The organism is Leifsonia sp. 466MF, from assembly GCF_900100265.1.
In the GTDB taxonomy this organism is placed as follows: domain Bacteria; phylum Actinomycetota; class Actinomycetes; order Actinomycetales; family Microbacteriaceae; genus Leifsonia.
The window spans coordinates 2989862-3013643 of sequence record NZ_LT629696.1; the positions used below are offsets into that span (position 1 = coordinate 2989862).

General features: G+C 70.0%; 21 protein-coding genes. 5 read left to right on the forward strand and 16 right to left on the reverse strand.

All coding sequences use genetic code 11. From position 1 onward, the window contains the following. Positions 1 to 12 precede the first annotated feature (12 nt). The 9 genes from BLR91_RS14230 to BLR91_RS14270 are packed head-to-tail and all read right to left on the reverse strand — an operon-like array spanning position 13 to position 9590. On the reverse strand, positions 13 to 543 hold the full coding sequence (locus BLR91_RS14230; RefSeq protein ID WP_089881068.1) for a hypothetical protein: 531 nt from the start codon (positions 541 to 543) through the stop codon (positions 13 to 15). Then, entirely contained in the window at positions 540 to 1916 is a 1377-nt protein-coding gene (gene aldh / locus BLR91_RS14235) for an aldehyde dehydrogenase AldH (protein ID WP_018189855.1), read from the reverse strand. Before aldh ends, BLR91_RS14230 begins: the two co-directional genes overlap by 4 nt. Positions 1917 to 1959: 43 nt before the next feature. Next, on the reverse strand, positions 1960 to 2835 hold the full coding sequence (locus tag BLR91_RS14240) for a BadF/BadG/BcrA/BcrD ATPase family protein (RefSeq protein ID WP_231918928.1): 876 nt from the start codon (positions 2833 to 2835) through the stop codon (positions 1960 to 1962). A 32-nt stretch (positions 2836 to 2867) separates the two neighbouring features. Beyond that, positions 2868 to 3887 carry an SIS domain-containing protein gene (locus BLR91_RS14245; protein ID WP_020075572.1) on the reverse strand — a complete coding sequence of 340 codons (1020 nt, stop codon included), beginning with the start codon at positions 3885 to 3887 and terminating at the stop codon, positions 2868 to 2870. Beyond that, positions 3884 to 5044, reverse strand: a complete 1161-nt coding sequence (locus BLR91_RS14250) for a Gfo/Idh/MocA family protein (RefSeq protein ID WP_089881063.1) — start codon at positions 5042 to 5044, stop codon at positions 3884 to 3886. Before BLR91_RS14250 ends, BLR91_RS14245 begins: the two co-directional genes overlap by 4 nt. Beyond that, positions 5041 to 5757: a sugar phosphate isomerase/epimerase family protein gene (locus BLR91_RS14255; RefSeq protein WP_089881060.1), complete on the reverse strand. Its 717-nt coding sequence runs from the start codon at positions 5755 to 5757 to the stop codon at positions 5041 to 5043. Before BLR91_RS14255 ends, BLR91_RS14250 begins: the two co-directional genes overlap by 4 nt. Beyond that, on the reverse strand, positions 5754 to 7778 hold the full coding sequence (locus BLR91_RS14260) for a primary-amine oxidase (protein ID WP_089881056.1): 2025 nt from the start codon (positions 7776 to 7778) through the stop codon (positions 5754 to 5756). Before BLR91_RS14260 ends, BLR91_RS14255 begins: the two co-directional genes overlap by 4 nt. 1 nt (position 7779) lies before the next feature. Continuing rightward, positions 7780 to 8553, reverse strand: a complete 774-nt coding sequence (locus BLR91_RS14265) for a GntR family transcriptional regulator (protein ID WP_018189849.1) — start codon at positions 8551 to 8553, stop codon at positions 7780 to 7782. Continuing rightward, positions 8550 to 9590, reverse strand: coding sequence for a Gfo/Idh/MocA family protein (locus BLR91_RS14270; RefSeq protein WP_089881054.1), 1041 nt, complete (start codon positions 9588 to 9590; stop codon positions 8550 to 8552). The genes BLR91_RS14265 and BLR91_RS14270 overlap by 4 nt, the downstream gene beginning before the upstream one ends. A 166-nt stretch (positions 9591 to 9756) precedes the next feature. On the opposite strand from BLR91_RS14270, the gene BLR91_RS14275 reads away from it, so the two are divergent. The 5 genes from BLR91_RS14275 (at position 9757) to BLR91_RS14295 (ending at position 15268) form a co-directional block, all read left to right on the forward strand. Further along, positions 9757 to 11433 carry an ABC transporter substrate-binding protein gene (locus BLR91_RS14275; RefSeq protein ID WP_231918929.1) on the forward strand — a complete coding sequence of 559 codons (1677 nt, stop codon included), beginning with the start codon at positions 9757 to 9759 and terminating at the stop codon, positions 11431 to 11433. 61 nt (positions 11434 to 11494) lie between these two features. Beyond that, on the forward strand, positions 11495 to 12478 hold the full coding sequence (locus tag BLR91_RS14280) for an ABC transporter permease (protein WP_089881049.1): 984 nt from the start codon (positions 11495 to 11497) through the stop codon (positions 12476 to 12478). An 8-nt stretch (positions 12479 to 12486) separates the two neighbouring features. Then, positions 12487 to 13479, forward strand: coding sequence for an ABC transporter permease (locus BLR91_RS14285; RefSeq protein WP_018189845.1), 993 nt, complete (start codon positions 12487 to 12489; stop codon positions 13477 to 13479). After that, positions 13476 to 14339, forward strand: coding sequence for an ABC transporter ATP-binding protein (locus BLR91_RS14290; protein ID WP_089881046.1), 864 nt, complete (start codon positions 13476 to 13478; stop codon positions 14337 to 14339). Before BLR91_RS14285 ends, BLR91_RS14290 begins: the two co-directional genes overlap by 4 nt. Beyond that, positions 14336 to 15268: an ABC transporter ATP-binding protein gene (locus BLR91_RS14295; protein WP_089881043.1), complete on the forward strand. Its 933-nt coding sequence runs from the start codon at positions 14336 to 14338 to the stop codon at positions 15266 to 15268. The genes BLR91_RS14290 and BLR91_RS14295 overlap by 4 nt, the downstream gene beginning before the upstream one ends. 263 nt (positions 15269 to 15531) lie before the next feature. Here BLR91_RS14295 and BLR91_RS14300 read toward each other — a convergent pair whose 3' ends face one another. From BLR91_RS14300 to BLR91_RS14330, 7 genes are all read right to left on the reverse strand, one after another. Further along, positions 15532 to 16305: a GntR family transcriptional regulator gene (locus BLR91_RS14300; RefSeq protein ID WP_089881040.1), complete on the reverse strand. Its 774-nt coding sequence runs from the start codon at positions 16303 to 16305 to the stop codon at positions 15532 to 15534. Positions 16306 to 16353: 48 nt separating this feature from the next. Beyond that, positions 16354 to 17331, reverse strand: coding sequence for an NAD-dependent epimerase/dehydratase family protein (locus tag BLR91_RS14305; RefSeq protein WP_089881037.1), 978 nt, complete (start codon positions 17329 to 17331; stop codon positions 16354 to 16356). Next, positions 17328 to 18122 carry a sugar phosphate isomerase/epimerase family protein gene (locus BLR91_RS14310; protein ID WP_231918930.1) on the reverse strand — a complete coding sequence of 265 codons (795 nt, stop codon included), beginning with the start codon at positions 18120 to 18122 and terminating at the stop codon, positions 17328 to 17330. The genes BLR91_RS14305 and BLR91_RS14310 overlap by 4 nt, the downstream gene beginning before the upstream one ends. Beyond that, positions 18119 to 18787: a ThuA domain-containing protein gene (locus BLR91_RS14315; protein WP_020075581.1), complete on the reverse strand. Its 669-nt coding sequence runs from the start codon at positions 18785 to 18787 to the stop codon at positions 18119 to 18121. Before BLR91_RS14315 ends, BLR91_RS14310 begins: the two co-directional genes overlap by 4 nt. Positions 18788 to 18857: 70 nt before the next feature. Beyond that, a complete protein-coding gene (locus BLR91_RS14320; protein WP_231371095.1) occupies positions 18858 to 20516 on the reverse strand; it encodes an ABC transporter substrate-binding protein in 1659 nt (552 codons plus the stop codon). Beyond that, positions 20513 to 21700, reverse strand: a complete 1188-nt coding sequence (locus BLR91_RS14325; RefSeq protein ID WP_018189837.1) for an ABC transporter ATP-binding protein — start codon at positions 21698 to 21700, stop codon at positions 20513 to 20515. Before BLR91_RS14325 ends, BLR91_RS14320 begins: the two co-directional genes overlap by 4 nt. Next, positions 21697 to 23778 carry a dipeptide/oligopeptide/nickel ABC transporter permease/ATP-binding protein gene (locus BLR91_RS14330; RefSeq protein ID WP_089881034.1) on the reverse strand — a complete coding sequence of 694 codons (2082 nt, stop codon included), beginning with the start codon at positions 23776 to 23778 and terminating at the stop codon, positions 21697 to 21699. The genes BLR91_RS14325 and BLR91_RS14330 overlap by 4 nt, the downstream gene beginning before the upstream one ends. Positions 23779 to 23782 lie beyond the last annotated feature (4 nt).

A 23782-nucleotide genomic window follows, 5' to 3' on the forward strand; every position in this document is an offset into this window, starting at 1 on the left:
CCGACGCGTCGCTCACATGGCGAGCATCGCGACGAGCATCCCGCCGCACACAGCGGCCGATACGACGGTATGCAGGCGGCGCACCCGGCGAGCCAGCACCAGGCGGCCGATCAGCCAGCCAGCCACCGCGATGGCGACGAGCGCCGGGCCGACCGGGCCGCCGACGGACGGGTCCAGGTGTCGGTGCGGGGACGCGACAGCCGAGCCCACGACACCAGCCGGAACGGGAGCAGCCGAGAAGGCAATCCCCACCATGACGAGGAGCATGGCCCAGAGGTCGACCACATGCTCGCGCGCGAACGGGGATCGGCGGGCGATCCGCCCGTAGCCGCAGGCGAGCATGGCGAGTGCGACAGCGCCCGCGCAGAGCGCCGCCGCGTTCCCGGCGGCGCAGGCGAGCGCCATCACCCCGGCCGCGGGCAGCTCGTGCACGAGGGTGCCCGCCGTCCGGTGCGCGCGCCCGCGACGGCGCACCGCGGCACCGGCGGTGGATGCGGTCGCGACCGCCCCCGCCGCCGGCGCCACGGCCGCCCCCATGGTCATGCGCGCCAGACGGTCTTCACGTTGGTGAACTCGCGGATGCCGAACGCCGACAGCTCGCGCCCGTACCCGGAGTCCTTGATGCCGCCGAAGGGCAGCTGCGGGAAGGATGCGGTGAGCCCGTTGACGAAGACGCCGCCGGCCTCGATGCGGTCCTGGAAGAAGGCGGCCTCGTCATCGTCCTGCGTCCATACGCTGGAGCTCAGGCCGAAGTCCGAGTCGTTCGAGCGCTCGACGGCCTCCTCGGCCGACTCGACCCGGTACAGGCACGCGACCGGCCCGAAGCACTCCTCGCGGAAGATGCGCATCTCGGGGGTGACATCCCGCAGCACCGTCGCCGGGTAGAACCAGCCGGGGCCGTCCGGCAGCTCGCCTCCGGCTAGGAGGGTCGCACCCTTGGCGACGGCGTCCTCGACCAGCTCGTGGGTGTCGCGACGCACCTGCTCGGTGGCCAGCGGGCCGAACGACGTTCCCTCGTCGAACGGGTCGCCGACGACCTGCGCGCGCATCCCCGCGACGAAGGCCTCCTCGAACGCATCGTAGACGTCCGCGTGGACGTAGTACCGCTTGGCGGCGATGCAGCTCTGACCCGAGTTCTGCACGCGCGCGTTCACCCCGGCTGCGGCCGCCGCTGCGATGTCGGCCGACGGCATCACGACGAACACGTCCGTGCCGCCGAGCTCCAGCACCGACTTCTTGATGTTGCGTCCCGCCGCCTCCGCCACAGACGATCCCGCCCCGACCGAACCGGTGAGCGTGACCGCTCGGATGCGGCGGTCGTCGATCAGAGGCGCCACCGCGCCGCCCTCCACGAGGACGGTCTGGAACGCTCCGGCCGGGAACCCGGCCCGCTCGAACAGCGAACCGAGGTAGAGCGCGCTCTGCGGAACGCTGGAGGCGTGCTTCAGGATGCCGGTGTTGCCGGCCATGAGCGCGGGGGCCGCGAACCGGATCACCTGCCAGAACGGGTAGTTCCACGGCATGACCGCCAGCACCGTCCCGATCGGCTGGTAGCGGACGCTCACCGCCGAGGCGCCGACGTCGCCCGCCGCGACCGGTCGCTCTTCGGCGAGGTACTCCGCGGCGTGGTCCGCGTACCAGCGCATGCCGCGCGCCGACTTCGACACCTCGTACTTCGCCGTCCCGATGGTCTTGCCCATCTCCGTCGTGACGAGCGCGGCGACCTCGTCGAGCTCGGCGTCGAGGAGGTCGGCGGCGGCGCGCATCCACGCGCCCCGCTGCTCGAACGTCGTGTCCGCGAGCCCGCGGTAGGCGGCCTCGGCCGCGGCGAGGATCTCCTCCAGCTGCTCGGCCGTGTGCGGCTCGAACGTCTTGAGCGTCTCGCCGGTGGTGGGGTTGATGGTGGCGATGGCCATGGTGACTCCTTTGTTGTGACGGCCGATGGGATGCGCGCGCGGCTCACACCGCGATGCGCCTGGCCAGCTCGACGGCGCCGGCGACCGGTGCGTCCGCGAGCGGCACGACGGTGAGTCCGGGATGCGCGGCCGCGACCGCCCCGGAGAAGGCCGCAAGCAGCCGCGGCTGGTGGGCGAACACACTGCCGCCCACCACGATGTGCGACCCGGCGGCGCCCCGGGCGATCAGGCGGCCGATCAGCGCAGCGAGCTCGGAGGCGGCCCGGTCGATGACGGAGACGGCGAGGGCGGAGCCGCCGTCCGCCGCCGCGAAGACGGCGACGGCGCGCGGCCCCCAGTTCTCCGGTGTCGGGTCGTCGTTGACGGCGCGGGCGAGTGCCGGCGCGGACGACACCCCAAACGCGCGCTCCAGAGCGGCGAGGAGGCCGTCGTCCGGTGCGCCGTCATCGTCGGCGCGGAGAGCGGCGATGGTGGCATCGCGGACGATGGCGGGCGCACCGCCCTCGTCGCCGATCACCCATCCCCAGCCGCCGGCGAACAGGGTCCGGCCGGACGCATCCGCGCCGACGGCGATGGAGCCCGTGCCGGCGATCACGCCGATGCCCTCCCGCAGGCCCGCGGCCGGGACGAGCAGCTCGGCGTCGTTCACGACAGCCGCGCGGTAGCCCAGCTCGCCGAGGGCGGCGCGGAGCTCACGGGCGTGCTCGACGGTGTCGAGTCCCTGAGCGCCGACGCCGAGAGCGGAGACGGTCGCACCCTCGGGCAGCACGTGCCGGATGCGGGCGTGCAGCCACCGAGCGGCGCCGCCTGCCGGGGATGCGCTCCATTCATCCGCCGGCAGGGCGACGTCGGCGACGCGTGAGCCGTCGAGGGTCTCAGCACGCACGCCGAGCTTGGTGCCACCGGCATCCAAGCCCACGATCAAAGGGGAAATAAGAGGGGATGCAGCCGTCACGCGGCGCCCCCCGCATCCACCGACACCTTGGTGTCCGCGTTGTGGAACACGAACTCCTCGATGTCCACACCCCGCACCTCGGCCACGGCGCCGACGAGGATCTGCATCACCAGCGCCTCGAGCACCGCGCGCTGGGCGGCGGGAAGTTTGGGCAGGCGCACCGGGTGCAGGGTGCTCGTCGCAGCAATGGACTCGGCCGAGATGAGCACGACGTGGTGGCCGGCGTCCGCCAGCGTCGTCGCCAGATCGAGTTCCCGGCTGTCGCCGAAGACCACGTGCACCCCGTCGCCCGCCGACTCCATCGAGCCGTGCAGGTACTGCCGCGTGCTCATCCCGGTCGCCGGGATGCGGGCCACCTCACGGAACAGCAGCGCACCCGCCTCGGCCGATCCGACCGCCGGTCCCGCGCCGACGAAATCGCTCGACGAGACCGTCGCGAACAGTTCGGCGAGCGCCGAGACCGGAGCAGTCAGTCGATCCTCCACCTCGGCGAACGTCTCGGCCAGCCGCGCCCATCCTGCATCGGGCGTCCCGCCGTCCCAGACATCGGCGAGCAGCCCGAGCGCCGCGACGGTCGCCGTGTACCCCAGGGTCGAGGCGTAGCTGTCGGCCAGGTTGCCGAGCGACAACGTCGAGGCGATGCGCCCGATCGGCGACGGCTCGCTGTTCACGACCGCGAAGCGCAGCTCCTCCGGCACCGACTCGAGCACCGCCAAGGTCTCGGCGCTGCGGCCGCTCTGCGAGATCCCGACGATGGGATGCACGCTCGGCGGGAACGGCACGGGGTAGTCCCCAGCGCCGAGGCGCAACGAGTGGATGCCGCGCGAGCGCAGCTCCCAGACCGGCGCGCACGCCGCGGCGAGGCTCGCGCCGATCCCGACGAAGATCGGGCCGGGTCCCGCGAGCTGGCCGAGCGCCGAGCGCGCTTCGACCTGATCGGCGATCAGCGGGATCGCCCGGCCGAGCTCCTCCGCCTGCGTCGCCCGCGCGGACGCGTACGTGATGTACCCCTTCATCGGAGTCCCCCTGACTGTGCTGGGCTGGTTGCTCGCGAGCCGGTTGCTGCCGAGCTGGATGGTGTGGTCGCTGCGCTCGGGTCCCAGTCGGGCGGGAGCGGCTCGACGGGCGGCGCCGTGCTGTCGATGGCGACGGGCACGCCGGAGCGCGCCGACTCCTCGACCGCGAGCATGACCTCGAGCGCGTGGAACGCGAGCGGGCCGGACGCGCGCGGAGGCCGGCCGTCGCGCAGGGCGCGGGCAAACTCCAGCACGCCGACACCGCGTTCCCGGTGGGCTCCGGGCGCGGGGACCTCGCTCCAGGCGTGGTCGCGGTCGTCGCCGGCGAGCACCCGCGTCGGTCCGTCGAAGCCGCTGACCGGCACCTCGAGCACGCCCTCCGATCCGGTGATCTCGAACGCCTGCCGCCGCCGTGGCGAGTCGAAGCTGTACACGGAGGTGCCGACCACACCGGAGGCGAACCGCGTCAGCACGCTGAGATGTGTGTCGACCTCGACGGGGAACCGCAGACCCGCGTCCGGTCCTGACCCGACGACGCGTTCGGCGCGCGGACGCTGGCCCATCGCCTCCACTTGGACGATCGGGCCGAGCAGCTGGATCATCGTGCTGACGTAGTACGGGCCGATGTCGAACAGCGGACCGGCGCCCCGGGCGAACAGGAACTGCGGCCGCGGGTGCCAGGCATCCGGTCCGGGGCCTTGCATGAGGGTGAGCAGCGTCCTGGGCTCTCCGACCGCACCGTCGAGCAGCAGCCGCTGCGCGTTCTGGATGCCCTCGCCGAGGATCGTGTCCGGCGCGTTGGCTACGACGACGCCGGCCTCCTGCGCTGCGTCGAGCACCGCGCGGGCCGACGCCAGGTCGAGCGTGAGGGGCTTCTCGCCCCAGACGTGCTTGCCCGCCGCGATGGCGGCGAGCGCGACGTCGGCGTGGGCGGCCGGAATGGTCAGGTTGACGACGATCTCGATGTCGTCGCGTGCCAGCAGGTCGGCGACGGTGGGCGCGGCCTCCACGCCGTACCGGTCGGCCTGCGCCGCGGCGCGCTCCACGTCGAGATCGGCGATCGCGACCACCCGCACGTCCGGGTACGTCGCGAGCGAGCGCAGGTACTCGTCCGAGATGTTTCCTGCGCCGACGATCCCGACGCCGGTGGCGGTCATGCGTCCACCGCCCGCGGGAGGCGCTCGGCGAAGAACGCGGCGTTGCGCTCGACGAGCGGGAACACATCCCCCTCGTGCACGACCACCTCGACCACCGGTAGCTCCAGCGATCGGGCGGCGGCGATGGCCGCGGTGACGTCGAACGGGTTGGTGCCGTCCTCCTTGACGTGCAGGAAGCGCACCCGGTCGCCGAGTCTCGGGATGAGGCCGAGCACGTCCTCGCCGCCGACCGCCGCCCAATAGGTGTCGAGCTCCAGCACGACAGCGGGGTCGAGCGCGTCGACCAGCACGTCATAGGCCGTCCGGCCGTCGACCGACTGCGAGAACTCGAAGTCGTGGTTGTGGTACCCGATGCGGATGCCGCGTTCGGCCGCCACCGGAACCACCGCATTGATCGCGTCGGCGAGGGCCAGCACGCCGTCGCGGTCGGCGATGCTCACCGGCGGCACGAAGGGGACGATGACGGTCTCGATGCCGAGGCTCTCCGCCGCATCGAGCACGGCGTCGCGGTCGAGCTCCGTGATCTTGGCGTGCGCGGTCGACGCGATGAGACCCGTGGCGGCGAGCGCGGCGCGCAGCCCCGCGGTGTCGCTCAGGATGTCGTACGGCTCCACTTGGGTGAAGCCGTAGCCCGCCAGGCGTTCGAGAGTGCCCTCGAGCCGGCCCGGGCCGATGTCCTCGCGGACGCTGTACAGCTGGATTCCGAGACTCACGCGCCGTGCCCTCCGTGATCGTGCGTGTGCGCATCCGCGTGGCCGTCGCCGTGCCCGTGATGACCGGGCGCGCAGTGGTCGCCGACCGACTCCGGGATGTCGAGGGTCGGGTTGGCGCCGAAGAACCCGTGCGGCTTGAGCACGAACCCCGCCGAGTCGACCGGCATCACCGGCCAATCCTCGATGCGCGGGAAGTGCGTCAGCCCGAAGGTGTGCCAGAGCACGATGTCGGCGTTGTCGACGTCGCGGTCCGCGGCCGTCCACTTCGGGAGGCCGGCGCCGCCCCGGTGCATGTTGACGAAGTCGCCCGCCGGGTACAGCTCGGCGGGTTCGTAGGGCGTGACCCACAGGTGCTTGGCCGAGTAGGTGGCGCGCTGGTGGATGTCGGAGAGCTCGTCGGCCAGCAGGGCGGGTTTCCCCTCCGGGTAGAGCACGTACCCGACGGCGCCGCCGAGCCGGTTCCTCCTGCCCGGGTTCGAGACGAGCCAGACCCGGTTCTTCGCGTTGTCCGCCATCCGCTGCGCCTCCTTCTCCGTGCGCAGCCGGGTGACCGTCTGGGTGATGCCGGTACCGGTCGGGTTCTCCGGCCCGCGCGGGACGAGCACCGCCTCCAGCTCGTCGACCGCGTTCTCCACGCCGTCGACCATCATGTCGAGACGCGCCGAGAAGAGGTGCTGGTGATACGGCGCCCCGAGGCCGGGAGCGAGCTCCGACGCGTAGGCGTAGCCCGGGCCCGGGTACGCGGAGGTGAACACGACGCCGGTGGCCTTCACCTCCAGCTCGATGTTGCCGTCGAGCGAGAAGTACCAGTAGAAGCCGTAGTCATAGTTGCCCACGGTCACGAAGAAGCTGACCACCAGCCGGCGGTTGCGGCGGGAGTCGCTCGAGCCGTTCCAGTTGTCGAAGTGCTTCCAGAGGATCCCGGCGTCCTCCTCGTGGATGCAGATCGCCTGGGGGATGACGCGCACGTTCCCGGCGTTGTCGGCCAGGGTCGCATCCAGATAGGTGATGTCTCCGACGCAGTCGCAGCCGAGCTCCAGCGAGTTCGCGAAGCCGCCCAGCAGGTACTCGCCGCAGTCGAAGAAGTTCTGGAACCAGCGCTGCGGGCTCGGGTCGCCGTAGGGCACCATCATCTCGGCGATGGATGCGCGGTAGAGCACCGGGCGCTGCACTCCGTCGTCCGCGATGGACACGTTGTGGAAGACCAGCCCCTCGCGCTGGTCGAACGACACCTGCAGCTTCCAGCCCAGCCACGACAGGACGCCGTTCTCGTCGATGGTGAAGCTCGGACCGTCCGGCTGGCTGATCTCGATCGGCTTGAGGCCTGCGCGCTCGGGCTTCCCCACCCACTCCGGGAGGTGGAAGTTGCCGTCCTCCTGCGGCACGGGCAGCTCGACGTAGTCGATCACGTCGAGCACCTCGCGGGTCACGACGTCCACCATCACCGTCACGCCGTCGACGGGATGCGCCCAGCCGAGGTCGTCCGGCGTCTTCTGCACGAAGGTGAAGCAGCGCTGGATGCGTCGGCCGGCCTCGTCGGTCGCCGGAGCGCCGGCCGAGAGCGGGTTCACGCGCAGTGTCGAGATGTCGGTGAGGCCGCGCTTCGCCATGGCCGCGAGCCAGCGCTCGTCCTGGTGGACGATCTCCTCGACGAGCCCGAACTCGGCCAGGACCACCGGAACCTGGCCGTCTGCCGGGTCGAGCTCCACCACCGACACGAGGCGGTCCTCCGCCGGGCAGACGACGGCGTCGTGGGACGCTCCCGTGGCGAAGTCCACCAGCATCGCGCGGAACCGGCGGGCCTCCGGCCGGGACCCCGGGGCGAGCAGAGTGCGCTTGTCCTGCTCGAGCAGGCCGAAATAGGACACATGTCCGTCAGGCCCGAGCAGCCCCTCCCGCTCGAGGATCGCCCGCGAGGCGGCGACCTCCTCCGGCCGGAGGCTCGCCAGGGCGGCCGCGATGGCGGCGTCGGCCTCCGGGTCCGCGTACGGTGCGGTAGGCGCTTGGGCGGTTTCGGTCACGTCAGGACTCCGTTCGGTTGTGGCGGGAGAAGTAGGTGCGGAGGCGATAGCGGTCGCCGGCGTACTGGACGGTCGAGGCGAGCACCGCCCGCTCCGACCGGTTGCGCACCACCTGGTGCATCACGAGGGTCGGTGTTCCCGGCTGGACGCCGAGCTGGCCTGCGACGTCGGCGCTCGCCTCGCGCGCCTCGATGGTCGTCTCCGCGTTGGCGAGCTCGTTGCCGGTCTCGGTGAGCGCCTCGTACAGCGAGGAGGTCTCGAAGTCGTAGCTCTCGGCGTCCGGAAGCAGGGCGGCCGGGATGAGCGCCCAGTCGAGGGCGATCGGAACGCCGCCGAGCATCCGCACGCGGCCCAGCCGGAAGATCGGGAGGCCCGGGGCGATGCCGAGCAATTCGGCGTCGTCGATGGTGGAGGGGGCGACGCTCGCCTGCAGCACGCGCGAGCTCGCCGCCAGTCCCATCCGCTCGGCCGTCTCGCTGAACGACTCGAGGCTGTTCGGCCACTCGTTGCGCTGATCGCTCTCGCCGGACACGTACCAGCCCCGGCCGTGCGACGGCGCGAGCGCGCCGTCCTCGACGAGGGCCTGCAGTGCTTTGCGGAGAGTGACGCGGCTGATCCCGAGCGTCAGGCAGAGCTCCCGCTCGGGTGGAAGGCGCGCGCCAGCGGGCAGTGAGCCGGAGGCGATCCGCTCGCGCAGGGAGTCGGCCGCCTGCATCCAGAGCGGGTCCGGGTAGTCGGTCCGGACGACGCCCGTCGTGGTCGGTGTCGTCGTCATCGCTCGAGGCTCACCGTCTCCCAGACGCCCGAGCGCATCGAGGCGTAGCAGGCGTCGAGGATGCAGTTGACGACGAAGCCGTCGTCGAACGTCTCGTCCGGCTCCCGCCCCTCGGCGAAGCGCTCGACGAAATGCCGCATCTCCTGGCTGAACCCGTAGGCGCGCGCCTCCTCCGGGACCGGGTAGACCCATCCCGTCTCGGCGTCCGCCTTCTCGACCAGGTAACCGGCGGGATTCTCGATGAAGCCCCAGACCGGAGTGTGCGACGTGTCGGTGACGAGGCGCCCGGCGGTGCCGACGAGCTCGTGGCGCAGCTGCATCCCGCCCTTCTCGATCCACGACGACTCGATCTGCGCCAGCTGACCGCCCGCGAACTTCAGGAGGGCGATGGCGGTGTCCTCTCCGGTGGTCTTATCCGCGTGGGCCATCGTCGCGCCCCACGCGAAGACCTCGGTGACCGGGTTGCCCTTCCCGAAGAAGTGGCGTGCGGACTCGACGGTGTGGCAGCCCATGTCGAGCAGGGCTCCACCGCCGGCCGTCTCGGCGTCCCAGAAGTGCGGGGCGTGCGGGCCGGAGTGCGCCTCCCGCGCCCGCATGGTGAGCGGGTCGCCGATGGCGCCGGCGACGACCATCTGGTGGGCCTTCGCGATGTTCGGCGAGAAGACCGAGCTCTCCGCATAGCCGTGCCAGACACCGGCGTCGCGCACGATACGGAGGATCTCCGCCGCCTCTGCTCCGGTGCGGGCGAGCGGCTTGGTGCACACGATGCCCTTGCCCGCGGCCGCGGCGATGCGGACCGCCTCGACGTGCACCTCGTTGGGGAGGGCGATGACGACGAGGTCGATCTCCGGGTCGGCGCACAGGGCCGCCATGTCGTCGTACTGACGCGGGATGGGGCCCCACTTCCCGGCGAAGGCCTGAGCGCGGGCGAGGTCGCGCGAGTAGGTGGCGACGAGCTCGGCCCCGCGGACGTCTTGGAGGGCGTCCGCGTACGTGTCGGCGATGAAGCCGGAACCGAGGAGTCCTACTCGAATCACATTTCCTCCTGCTGGAACGGGTGTGATCGCCATAGTAGCCATGTGGTACGCCATTGGTCTATACCGAAACCCGTGATAGACCAGAAACAAAATACCTCTTGCTACCTCTATGGACCGCTATGTATGCTCGCGGTCAATCCATCACCCCGAACCCGAGGAGAATGCAGTGCGACCACGCAAGTCGATGAAGATGCGAGTGGCTGCGGCTCTCGCGACGGTGGCGGCGGCCACGCTGATCATCACGGGATGCGCCGGCAGCGGCGCGTCCAGCAGCTCCCGCTACCTGAACGTGTACTCCGGCAACCCCGGCAACCTGACTGACAACTTCAACCCGTTCGTCGCCGACGTCGCCTACGGCGCGAACGGCGCCGTGCTCGGCGCGGTCTACGAGCCGCTCTTCTACTTCAACTCCGCCAAGAACGAGAAGCCGCAGCCGTGGCTCGGCACCGAGTACACCGTCTCGCCGGACGGCCTCACCTACACCGTGACCCTGCGCGACGGCGTGCAGTGGCAGGACGGCAAGCCGTTCACCGCGGCCGACGTCGCCTACACGTACAACCTGCTTGAGAAGAAGCCGGAGCTGAACCTCTACGGCCTCAAGATCGCCGAGGCGAAGGCCGTCGACGACACCCACGTCACCATCACGCTCAGCCAGCCGGACTACCCCAACGAGTACCGCCTGCTCGGCCTCACCTTCATCGTGCCGGAGCACATCTGGTCGTCCATCTCCGACCCGGCGAAGACCACCAACCAGAAGCCGATCGGCACCGGAGCCTTCGACTTCGGGCAGTTCACCCCGCAGTCGGTGACCCTCACGGCCAACAAGGACTACTACCAGAAGGGACAGCCGGCGATCCCCGGCATCCGGCTGGTCACGTCCACCGGCAACGCCGCGGCGCTCAACTCGCTCAACGCGGGCCAGATCGACTGGGCCGGCATCGCGCTGCAGGATGTGCAGAAGTCGTTCGTCGACAAGGACAAGAAGTACAACAAGTACACGTCCATCCCCGCCGACATCAAGGTGCTGATGCCGAACCTCAGCAAGGCGCCCTTCGACGACCTCGCCTTCCGTCAGGCGCTCAGCCTCTCGATCGACCGCGACGCGATCATCAAGCAGGCGTTCGGAGGGACCGACACCCCGGCCAACCCGACGAGCCTCCTGCAGCCGCGGGACGAGGCCTACATCCCGGCCGACTACACGGGCAAGACGCTCGACCAGGATGTGGACAAGGCCAAGAAGATCCTCACCGACGCCGGCTACTCGTACGACGGCTCGGGCAACCTGATCGGCAAGGACGGCCAGCCGGTGAAGTTCAAGATCACCACTGTCACGGGCTACACCGACACGATCACCGCCAACCAGCTGCTGGTGCAGGACTTCCAGAAGATCGGCGTTCAGGCGACCCCGGAGGAGCTGTCGCTCGGCGCCTACTCCACCGCTCGCCAGAACGGCTCGTTCGACCTCCTGGACGACCGCATCCCGACCGGCCCGAACCCCTTCCAGCAGTTCAGCGACAGCCTGGACTCGGCCAAGACGGCACCGGTCGGCAAGCCGGCCAACGCCAACTTCGTGCGCTTCCAGGACCCGAAGGTCGACCAGCTGATCGCGCAGGCGGGCGGCACCAACGACCCGGCTCAGCTGACCAGCGCCTACCAGGCGCTCGGCACCTACTTCGCCGAGAACCAGCCGTACATCATCCTCAGCCAGAACGGCGCGGTGACCACCTACCGCGACCAGTACTTCACCGGGATGCCCACGCCCGACAACCTGTGGGCGACCCCGTCCAACTGGCTGTCCGGCAACATCGGCTACATCGCCAAGTCGCTGAAGCCCGTCAAGTGACCCCTCGGCGCGGGACGGCGGTCACCCGTCGTCCCGCGCCCCGACCCGGCGGGACCACCTCATGCGCTACTACCTCAACAAGCTCGGCTTCTACCTGATCGCAGGCTGGATCGCGATCACCCTCAACTTCCTGCTCCCCCGGCTGGTCAAAGGCAGCCCGGTGGACGTCATCCTCGCCAAGACGCAGGGTGTCGCCCCGATGCCCCCGGAAGCCCGGCACGCCCTCGAACTGCAGTTCGGGGTCTCGCACGAGCCGCTCATCGTCCAGTACGGGCAGTACCTGCACAACATCTTCACCGGCCAGTTCGGCCTCTCGGTCAGCTATTACCCGACCCCGGCGATCGACGTCGTCATGCAGGCGCTCCCGTGGACGCTCGCGCTCGTCGGCCTCGCGACCGTCATCAGCTACGTGATCGGCGTCGTCTTCGGCTCGTGGCTCGGCTGGCGTCGCGGCAGCTGGACCGACGCGATCCTCCCCGCCTCCACCTTCTTCTCGGCGATCCCCTACTTCTGGCTCGCCCTCGTGCTCGTCTACGTGTTCGGCTCGATCCTGCACTGGTTCCCGGTCAGCGGCGGCTACGACCTCAACATCGTGCCGGGATTCACACCGGAGTTCATCGGCTCCGTCATCATCTACGGCGCCCTCCCGGCGATCACGATCATCCTCGCGTCCGTCTCGGGCCAGCTGCTGGGCACCCGCAACATGATGGTGTCGACGATGGCGGAGGACTACGTGGTCACCGCGCGGGCGAAAGGGCTGCGACCGGGACGGGTCTTCGGCTCGTACGCCATGCGGAACGCCCTGCTCCCCAGCGTCGCCGGGTTCGCGATGTCCCTCGGCTTCATCGTCAACGGATCGGTGGTCACCGAGAGCGTGTTCGGGTACCCGGGCGTCGGCTTCACCCTGCTGACCGCCGTGCAGAACAACGACTACCCGCTGATGCAGGCGCTGTTCCTCATCATCACCCTGGCCGTCCTCGGAGCGAACCTGGTCGTCGACCTCGTCTATGGCTTCATCGACCCGCGCACGCGGCTGGCGAACTAGGAGTCCTCATGAGCTTCACGCAGCAAGAACTCGCCGACCCGGAGCTGTCCGGTTCCGAGCCCGACGCCGACGACGCCGCGGCCGCCCGCACCGGGTTCCTCCGGGCCGCCGGCCGATCGCGCCGCACCGACCGGCGCCGCACCTCCCGCGGGTGGAAGTTCTGGGTCGGGATCGCGATCTGCGTCTTCTTCGCGCTGGTCGCCCTGACCGCTCCCCTCCTCGTCCCGAACCCGAACCAGTCCAGCCCCGTCGGACTCCAGCCGCCGAGCGCGGAGCACTGGTTCGGCACGACGAACATCGGGCAGGACGTCTTCGCGCAGGTCTACGCAGGAACCACGGGCTCCGTCGTGATCGGCGTGGTCGCCGGCGCGATCACCGTGGTGCTCTCGATGCTGTTCGGCATCGGCGGCGCGTTCCTCGGCGGGTTCTGGGACAACCTCTCGTCCCTCATCAGCAACGTGTTCCTCGTCATCCCCGGCCTCCCGCTGCTCATCATCGTGACCGACTACGTCGAGTCGCGTGACATCGTGGTGATCGCCGTCGTCATCGCCCTGGTGTCGTGGGCGGGCGCGGCCCGCGTCCTCCGCGCGCAGACCCTCTCGGTGCGCTCCCGGGACTACGTGGATGCTGCGCGCGTCGCCAGCGAGTCGAACTGGCGCATCATGCTGCGCGAGATCCTCCCCAACCTCATGCCGATCATCGCCAGCCAGTTCGTCTTCGGCGCCCTCGGCGCGATCCTCGCGGAGGCCGGGCTGTCCTTCCTGGGGCTCGGCGCGCCCGGCGGCAAGAGCTGGGGCAGCATCCTGTTCTTCGCCCAGAACGCCCAGGCGATCACCCTCGGCGCGTGGTGGTGGTTCGTCCCACCGGGGCTCTGCATCGCCATCCTCGGGGCCGCCCTCGGCCTGATCAACTTCTCGATCGATGAGCGCATCAACCCGCGGCTGCGGACGGCGGCCATCGCCAAGCGCTCCCGTACCGCCCCGAAGGGAGCAGCCGCATGAGCGAACCGCTGCTGCGCATCAGCGACCTGACCGTCGACTACGCCACCGACCGCCCGGTGCGGGCCGTCGACGGCGTCTCGCTCGAGATCCACCCCGGCGAGATCGTCGGGCTGGCGGGAGAGTCGGGATGCGGGAAGTCGACCCTCGCGTACACCGTGACCCGGCTCCTGCAGCCTCCCGCCCAGATCAGCGGCGGCTCCATCGAGTGGCGCCGCGAAGACGGCGGGACGACCGACATCCTCGGTCTCGACGGCCGCGAGCTGCGCGCCTTCCGCTGGCAGGAGATCTCGATGGTCTTCCAGGGCGCCATGAACGCCCTCAACCCCGTCCACCGGATCGGGGCGCAGATCGAGGACGTCTTCGTCGACCACCGCGCGGGACTCAGCCGAGCGGAGCGTCGGGAGCACGCCGCCGAACTGCTCCGCACCGTCGGCATCCCGGTCGACCGGCTGAAGAGCTACCCGCACGAGCTGAGCGGCGGGATGCGGCAGCGCGTCATGATCGCCATGGCCCTCGCCCTGCGGCCCCGGCTGATCATCATGGACGAGCCGACGACCGCGCTCGACGTCGTCGTGCAGCGCAACATCCTGGAGGAGATCGACCGGCTGCGCAGCGAGTTCGGCTTCGCCGTGCTGTTCATCACCCACGACCTCGGTCTGCTGCTCGAGATCAGCGACCGGGTCGGCGTCATGCTGTCGGGGCGTCTGGTCGAGGAGAACACCCCGCAGGCGCTGCTCGACGGCGCCGGCCACGAATACACCCGGCACTTGCTGCGGTCGTTCCCCAGCCTCCGCGGCGACGTCCCGCTCACGGGCACACGCTATGTCGACATCGAACGAGGAGAGGAGGCGCTGGCATGACGACGCTCGAAGCGCTCCACCTGGCCAAGGAGTACCAGATCCGCGGGAGCGGCCTGCGCCCGCACGTCCTGAAGGCCGTCGACGACGTTTCACTGATCGTGCGTCCGGGCGAATCCGTCGCCCTGGTCGGCGAGTCGGGCAGCGGCAAGTCGACGATCGCCAAGATGCTCATCCGGCTGGTCGATCCGACGGCGGGCGACATCACGCTCGACGGGGAGCGCATCGGCTCCGGACGCCGCGCCACCAAGCGCTACCGCAAACGCGTCCAGATGGTGTTCCAGGACCCGTTCTCCTCCCTCAACCCGTCGCTCCCGATCCGCCACCAGCTGGTGCGGCCGCTGCGCATCCACGGCATCGTGCGCACCCGCGCGGAGGAGGAGAGGGAACTGCACCGGCTCCTCGACTCGGTGAACCTGGGGCCGGCGGCCGAGATCCTGGCGAAGTATCCGCACGAGCTCTCGGGCGGGCAGCGTCAGCGCATCGCCATCGCGCGAGCGCTCGCCCCGCAGCCGGAGGTGCTGATCGCCGACGAGCCGGTGTCGATGCTGGATGTGTCCATCCGGCTCGAGATCCTGCAACTCCTCGACGACCTCAAGAAGCAGCGGAACCTCGCCGTGCTCTACATCACGCACGACCTCGCGACCGCGCGGCACTTCTCGACGCAGATCGTGGTCATGCGCCACGGCCGGGTGGTCGAGCGCGGTCCGTCGAGCGAGGTCATCCTCAACCCCATCCATCCGTACACGCAGCTGCTGGTGCGGGCGGCGCCGGACCCGCACTCCGAGGCCTTCGACCTCGACCCCGAGCGCTTCCGCCTCTCCCCCGACGTGCTGGTGACGCCCGACGATCCGGGCCCCGCGCAGCCGGGTCACTGGGCGCGTGCGTGGGCGGACGACGCCGCCGTCGCGGAGCTCCTCGCCACCTCCTGACCCCGCACCCCACCCGATGCGGGAAACGGAGGTGCTCGGAACCCTTCCGGCCCCGAACCACCTCACTTTCCCGCATCCCGCGGCGTGCCGCCCTGGGAACTCCTCCGTTTTCGTCGCCGTTCGAAAGGGAGGAGATCCCAGCGACCGGCGCGGCGATTCGCCACGAACGGAGGCGCGCGCGGCCGCACGGTCCGGGATGTCCTCCGTTTTCGCAGCGGGCGGACGGTGACGCCGTAACGGGCGGAGAGGGCGGAGGGATGCGGCTAGCGCGTGCGGGCGAAGTGGGTGCGCAGGCGGTAGCGCTCGCCCGCGTACGTGATCGTCGACACGAACAGCGGACGCTCGGACTGGTCGACGGCGACCTGGCGCATGACCAGCACCGGCTTCCCGAGCTCCAGCCCCAGGTGCTCGGCGACCGTTCCGATGGCCTCGCGCGCCTCGATCGTCGCGTCGGCGCGGAACGGCTCGACGCCGGCGTCCGCGAGGGCCTCGTAGAAGGATGCCGTGGCGAAGTCGACCGATTCGAGCGACGGGGCGATGGTAGCCGGCAACCGCGTGACGTCGACGGCGATCGGCACCTCGTCGAGCAGGCGGACCCGCTCCAGGTGGAACAGCGGGGTGCCGGGCGCCACGCCCAGCTCCTCCGCCTCGTCCAGCGTCGCCGCCTTCGTCTCAGCGCGCAGCACGGTGGACGACGCGGCCAGCCCCATCCGGTTCGCGGTCTCGGTGAACGACTCGAGGTTGTTCGGGAAGTCCTTGCCCGGCGCGGGCGCCTGGGCGACGTACCAGCCACGGCCGTGCGACGCGCTGAGCACGCCGTCCTCGACCAGCTGGCTGAGCGCCTTGCGCAGCGTCACACGCGAGATCGACAGCTGCTGGCACAGCTCGCGCTCCGGTGGCAGACGTGAGCCCGGCTTCAGCACGCCGGTGGCGATCTCGTGGGTGATCAGGTTGATCACCTGGATCCACAGGGGCTCGGGGTAGTCAGGCCGGATGGCGGCGACCGCGTCTCGACCGAGAGTCTCCGGCTGCGTCAACGTCGATACCCTCTCCCTGCCGATAGCACGCCTCATTCATACCACTCGTTACCGCGCCGCGAGACGATCGAATGCCGCGGCGAGTTCCGCGCTGACTCCGCGCGCATCCGGGTGCTCGTCGTGGTGACGCACCACCCGACGCGCCCCCTCGGCGAACGACACCTGCGGCGCGAAGCCGGGCACGAGCCGCTGCAGCTTCGTCGTGTCGAACAGCATCGTGTGCCGGAAGTCGTGCTCCAGCACCTCGTCCCAGTCGGGGATCTCCTCGCCGATGGTCTGGCTCGAGCGGTGCACCAGCAGCGGCGAGCGCACCCCGGCGGCGCGGGCCAGCTCGAGGTGGATCTGATCCCAGGTGAGGATGTCGCCGCTGACGACGTTCACGCTCTCGCCGATCGCGTGGCCCTCGCCGAGCAGCGGCACGAACGCGCGGGCGAAGTCGCTCGAGTGCATCAGCGTCCAGAGGGATGTGCCGTCACCGTGGACGACGACCGGTTCGCCCGCGCGCATCCGCTCGATCGCCGTCCAGCCGGCGAGCACCGGGACCGTCGTCTCGTCGTACGTGTGGAACGGGCGGACGATCGTGAGCGGGAATCCTTGCTCGCGGTACGCCTCTTCGAGCAGCAGCTCGCAGGCGATCTTGTCGCGGGCGTACCCGAAGACGGGCTGCCGGCGCGGGGTGGATTCGGTGATGGGCAGCAGCGGCACCGGGCGCGCGAACACGGAGCATGTCGAGATGAAGACGTACTGGCCGGTGCGTTCGCCGAAGTAGTCGACGTGGCCGTCCAGGTCCTTCGGCGTGAACGCGACCCAGTTCACGACGGCGTCCCACCGTTCGTCGCCGAGCAGGGCCGCCAGCGCTGCAGGGTCGCGCACATCGCCGGTCAGGAGGCGGACACCCTCCGGTACCGAACGCCGGGGCGCCGACCGCGTCACGATGGTGAGGTCGATCCCCCGCTCGACGGCCTCGCGCGCGGCGGCCGAGCCGATCATCCCGTTGCCGCCGAGGAAGAGCACCCGGGCGCTCATGCGTCCACGCTCCCGCGCGACACGCCCAGGCCGACCAGGTGACGGTACGACTGCTCCAGCGCGTCGAAGGTGTCGACGCTGAGCCGCTCCAGCTCGACGATGTGCCAGCGCAGACCGGAGGGAGCCGTCAGGATGCGCTCCCAGTCCATCGCGCCCTCGCCGATCGGCACCATGACGTCGTCCTCATAGCTGACCGCGGGCCCGTCCTTGATGTGGACCAGGCGCGCGCGGTCGCCCAGCCGGGTCAGCACCTCGGCGGGATCAGCGCCGCCCATGCGCGCCCAGTAGGCGTCGAGTTCGACCACGACCCGTGGGTCGAGGAGGTCGAGCAGCAGGTCGTACGCCTGACGGCCGTCGAAGCTCTGCGAGAACTCGGCGAAGTGATTGTGGTACCCGATCGCGAGGCCCCGGGCGGCCGCGTTCTCCGCGGCCTCGTTCACCCGCTGGACTCCGGCGCGGATGCTCTCCGGAGAGTCGAACTCCTCGCGCTCCATCGACCACACCAGTGTCGGCGCGCCGAGAGCCTGGGCCGCATCCAGCAGCCGCTCCGCGGGCTCGCCCGCCGGGAACGGAGTGTGGGCGCTCGTGATGGCGAGGCCCGAGGACGCGGCGGCGATGCGCACCCGCTCCGCGCCGTACGCCTCGACCAGCCCGTACGTCTCGACGCCGAGATAGCCGATGGCGGCGACGCGGTCGAAGGTGCTCTCCAGGTCGGCGAGCGCCTGCTCCAGGATCGTGTACCCCATCACGGCGAGCGGTCGTGCGCCGCCGCCGGAGTCCTCCCCGCTCACAGCGCGCCCGCCGTCCACTGCAGGGCGCGCCGGACGAGCTCGCGCACGGGCGGTTCGCCCCACGAGCGCAGGTCGTGGCCGAGTGCCAGGTAGACCACACGACCGTCGCCGACCTGGCGCGCGTACATCACGGGGATCTCCGCGCCGTCCGCCCTGTGTCGCCGCGCGAGCACCTGCACGTCGTCGTCCGCGAGTTCGAACTCGTAGTACTCGTCGAACAGCTCGAAGTCGTCGATGCCCTCGGTGATGGCGTGGTCACCCACGATCTCGATCGTGTGCCTCCCCTCGTGGTGACCCGGCCCGTGCGAGAGGTACCGGTTGCCGAGCAGCTCGAACATGGGCCGGTCCGCCGGGTCGAGCCCGTCGCCCTGCCAGCCCAGGATGTTGGCGCCGTGGATGCCGACGAGCCCCTTCCCTCCGCGGACGGCCGCGGCGAGCGCCTCCTGCTGCGCCGTCGGGAACAGCCCGCCGGAGGTGTACAGCAGGTAGGTGTCGGCGTCGGCCGTCTCCGGGCGGGCGTCGACGAAGCGGTTCATGCCCATCCCGCGCCGGGTCACCAGGCCCGCCTCGATGCCGAGCTGCTGGTACACCAGGGAGGCAGTGAGCAGGTCGTGGTGGATGTCGTCGCCGTTCACGACGACCAGTGCGTTCTTGTTGCGCGTCATCTCTCTCGTTCTCTCGCGAGACCGCGGGCGGACCGGATGACCGGCCCGCCCGCGGACGGTGCATGTCCGGTCAGGAGACCGGCTTCAGCTTCAGCGCCACCACCGGGTTGGGGTACGGCGCGAAGTAGGGGTTGTCCTCGCTCGGCCAGCCGGTGACCTTCGCGCTGCTCCAGTCGCCGTAGTTGCCCCAGTAGAACATCACGATCATCGGGAGCTGGTCGATCCAGATGCCCTCGAGCTGCTCCAGGATCTTCGCCCGCTCCTCGTCCGTGGTCGCGAGCGGGTACTTGTTGAACAGCTCCTTCGCGACCGGGTCGTTGAACCGCTCGATGTTCTCGAACGTCGGCGTCGCCTGCCCCAGCGGGTAGTACTTGTTCGGGTTCATCATCGAGTCGTAGATGTTGAACGCGCGAGGTGCGGGGCCCACCGGGTATCCGATCGTCGACTGGAACGTGCCGTCGGCGGTGATCTTGTTGATGTCGTTCACCGAGGTGGTGTCGATGTCGAGCTTGATGCCGAGGTCCTTCAGCTGCGACACGAGCACCTGGGCGCGGGCCGCGATGTCGGTGTACGACGCGGGGAAGCTGACCGAGAACTCGACCTTCTTGCCGTCCTTCTCGTAGTAGCCGTCCGATCCCTTCGTGTAACCGGCATCGGTCAGCTGCTTCTCGGCGGCCGGCTTGTCCTGCTTGAAGTCGAGGTTCTTGTACTTGGATGCGACCTCGCTCTCGAAGGCCGGCATCGGGAGCCCGGTCTGGCTCGTCGCGGGCGGCGAGTCCGTCGCTGCGCCGATCTGCGCCCGGTCGACCCCGAGGCTGATCGCGCGTCGCACGGCGATGTCGCTCAGCGGCCACTTCTCCAGGTTCGGGATGAGGCCGTCCGATCCGACGACCGGTGCCCAGTAGTGGTTGTCCTTGCTCTTGGAGAGGTAGGTCTTCTCGGCGTCGGCGATGTAGGTGCCCGACCAGTCGGCCTGGCCCTGCACGAGCGCGTTCGTCTGGCCCTGGTTGTCCTTGTAGGGGATGAAGCGGATGCCGCCGATCTTGGCGGGCGTCTGCCAGTAGTCCTTGTTCGTCTTGAGCACGAAGCTCTGCGGCGAGAAGGTGTCGAGGATGAACGGCCCGGTGCCGACCGGGTTCTTGTCGACGTACTTGGTGGGGTCGCCCACCTTCGACCAGATGTGCTTGGAGACGATCGCGGCCGAGACCAGCGAGGTGAACTTCGTCTCCGACGGTGCCGCGAAGGTCATCACGACGGTGTCGGGGTCCTTGGCCGTGATGGTGTCGAAGTCGACGCCGCCCACGTTGAGGGCCGGGTACTTCTTCAGCAGGTCGTAGGTGAACACGACGTCGTCGGCCGAGAACTTCTGGCCGTCCGTCCACTTGACGCCCGACTGGAGGTGGAGGGTGAGCGTCTTGTTCTCGTCGCTCCACTCCCACGACTTCGCCAGCCACGGGATGTCGTGCCCGATGTCGACGTTGTTGATCTGCACGAGCGGCTCGTAGATGAAGCCGCCGGCGCCCTGGTTCGTGTAGGTGGCCCCCTGCGCGGTGTTCGGCAGGTACGGGTTGAAGGACTGCGTGAGGCTGTCGGACTGACTCGCCACGTTGAGGATCAGTCCGTCGCCCGAGCCCGAACCGTTCGACGAGCAGGCGGCGAGCGGCACGACGAGCGAGGCGGCCAAAGCCGCGCCGATGGCGGCGCGACGTATGGACCTTCTGCGATTCATTGCTGGTCTCCCTTGGTATCGGTTGTTTCTGGAGCGTCTGTGCTCGTTGGAGCGTCTGTGGGGGCCTGCGGCCCGGTGTGGATGCGGCGGCCGGCCGGTCGCACGGCACCGAGCCCGTAGGCGACGGCGTTCTCGGAGCGCCGTTCGGTCGCCTCTGCGTCGTCCGCGTACAGCCAGCACTTCGCCCACTGGCCCTCCTCGAGGGCGAAGGCGGGCGGCGCGTCCGTGCGGCACCGCTCCATCGCGAACGGGCAGCGCGGGTGGAACCGGCAGCCGGTGGGCGGGTCGATCAGGCTCGGCGGCTGCCCGATGTCGCGTGGCCGTGCCTCGTCGGGACGCGACGGATCCGGTGCCGAGGCGATGAGCAGCTGCGTGTACGGATGCGCTGCCTTCTGGGTGACCGTCTCGCTCGGGCCGGCCTCGACGAGCTGTCCCGCGTACATGACGCTGGTGTCCTCGGCGAAGTAGCGGGCGGACGCGATGTCGTGGGTCACGTACAGCAGCGCGACGCCGCGCTCCTCCACCAGCCGGCGCAGCAGGTTGAGCACGCCGAGGCGGATGGACACGTCGAGGCTCGACACCGGCTCGTCGGCGAGGAAGACATCGGGGTCGGCGGCGAGCGCCCGCGCGATCGAGATGCGCTGCAGCTGACCGCCCGACAGTTCGTGCGGGTACTTCTCCGTGAACTGGCGCGCCGGCCGCAGACTCACCTGTGCCAGCAGGTCGTCGATGATGCGCCGCTGGGCGGCGCCGTCGGCCTTCGGGTGATGGATGCGCACGGCGCGCGTCAGGGTGCGCGCGATCGTGGCGACCGGGTTGAACGACCCGAACGGGTCCTGCAGGATCAGCTGCACCTTGCTGACGTGCGCCCGGAACGACGCCCCGCCCTTCACCCGGACCGGCTTGCCGCGGTACAGGATCTCTCCCGACGTCACCGGATGCAGCTGCGCCAGCAGCCGGGCGAAGGTCGACTTGCCCGATCCGGACTCGCCGACGAGCGCCATGATCCGCCCGGCGTAGAGGGCGAGCGACACGTCGTCGGCGGCGTGGACGACGCGGCGCGGACCGCGACGGAACGGCGAGCTGTGCACCGTGAAGTGCTTGGTGACGTGACGCGCCTCCAGCAGGGGCGCATCCTCACCGGAGGGTGCGACCTCCTGCGGCGCGGTCTCGATGGTGGTCATCGGGCATCCTCCATTCGGGCGTGCGGAAGTTCGGCGACGGCGTCCGGCGTCCGGTTCGGCGCAGAACCGTCCCCCTCGTAGAGCAGGCAGGCGGCTTCCGCCTGCCGCCACTCGGCCGGTCCTGCCAGCGGGATGAGCGGGGGAACGACCTCGACGCAGCGGTCGAACGCGAGCGGGCAGCGGGGCGCGAAGGCGCATCCCGTCGGCAGCTTGCGGAGGTCCGGCGGCGACCCGGGGATGCCGGCGAGCTCGCGCTTCGGGCCGGACAGGGTCGGGAACGACGCCAGCAGCCCCTGACTGTAGGGATGCCGCGGGTTCCGGTAGAACTCGTCCGCGTCCGCGAGCTCCACCACGCGTCCGGCGTACATGACCGCGATGGTGTCCGAGAGCTCGATGAGCAGCGAGAGGTCGTGGGTGATGAACACGACGGCGAAGCCCAGCCGGTCCTTCAGCTCGATGATCTTCTCGATGATCTGGCGCTGGATGACGACGTCGAGCGCCGTGGTGGGCTCGTCCATCACGATGATCTCGGGGTCGAGGGCGAGCCCCACCGCGATCATGGCGCGCTGCCGCATCCCACCGGAGAGTTCGTGCGGGTAGGCGTTCACCCGGTCGGTCTGGATGCCGACGAGCCCGAGCAGCTCGACCACGCGTGCGGCGCGATCCGCGGCCGACAGGTCGGGTCGATGTGCGCGGAGCACGTCGTCGAGCTGCGCGCCGACCGTCAGCACGGGGTTGAGCGCGTGCATGGCCGACTGGAACACGATGGACAGCTCGTCCCACCGGAAGTCGCGCAGCTCGCTCTCGCTCATCCGCAGGATGTCGATGGTCGAGCCGTCGGAGTTCGTGTAGAGGATCCCGCCGCCGGTGATCTGCGCGGGCGGCTTGTGCAGCCGTGTGATGGCGTAGGCCAGCGTCGACTTGCCCGACCCGGACTCCCCCGCGATGCCGAGGACCTCGCCCCGGCGGAGCGTCAGCGACACGTCGTTGACGGCCGGCGTCACCGAGTTCTCGCCGACGTAGTCGACGTGCAGGTTCTCGATCTTCAGGATGACGTCGCTGGTCACCGGGTCGTACGGCTGGTGGGGCGGACGCTGGCCGCGCACCCGGGCCGGCCCCCGCACGATCTTCGCCCGCTGCGCACGCACCTGCGCCCGCTGCGCCTTCCTGGTGCCGATGCCCGCCTGGCGCAGCCGCGGGTTGATGAACTCGTCGATCCCGAAGTTCACGAGCGACAGCCCGGTGCCGAGCAGCGCGATCGCGAGCCCGGCGGGGACGAACCACCACCAGGAGCCGGTCAGCATCGCGCTCGAGACCTGCGCCCAGTAGAGGATGGTGCCCCACGACCACTCGGTCACGTTCGTCAGCCCGAGGAACGCGAGACTCGCCTGCGTGAGGATCGCGCCGGTGACCGTTCCGAGGAAGCTCGCGGCGATGACGGCGATCTGGTTCGGGAAGATGTCGCGGAAGATGATGCTGGACGTGCGCTCGCCGGTCGCCCTGGCCGCTTCGACGAAGTCGCGTTTGCGCAACGACAGGGTCTGCGCCCGCAGCACGCGAGCGCCCCACGCCCATCCCGTGATCGAGATCACCAGGATGATGCCGAGCGACCCCGACTTCGGCAGGTAGGAGGCGAGGATGACCGTCAGGGGCAGGGCGGGGATGACCAGGAACACGTTGGCGAGCAGCGACAGCAGTTCGTCCGAGAGCCCGCCGAGGTAGCCGGCGGCCAGACCGACGAGCACAGACAGCACGGTCGCGACGATCGCCGCACCGACGCCGACGAGCAGCGAGATCTGCGTGCCGTACAGCATCTGCGACAGCACGTCCTGGCCGGTCTGCGTCGTGCCCAGCCAGTGCTCCGGGCTCGGCGGCTGCAGGGTCGCCTTGCTGACCGCCGACGGGTCGTACGGCGCCACCCAGGGGCCGATGATCCCGAAGATGCAGAAGACGGCGGTGATGACGATGCCGGTGAGGGTCCAGGGACGGCGGAAGGCGCGCATCCACGCGAAGCGGGATGTCGGGGTGTCCGTCTCGGCGTTCTCCGCTTCGACGGCGGTGGCGGCGGCGATGGCCATGTCA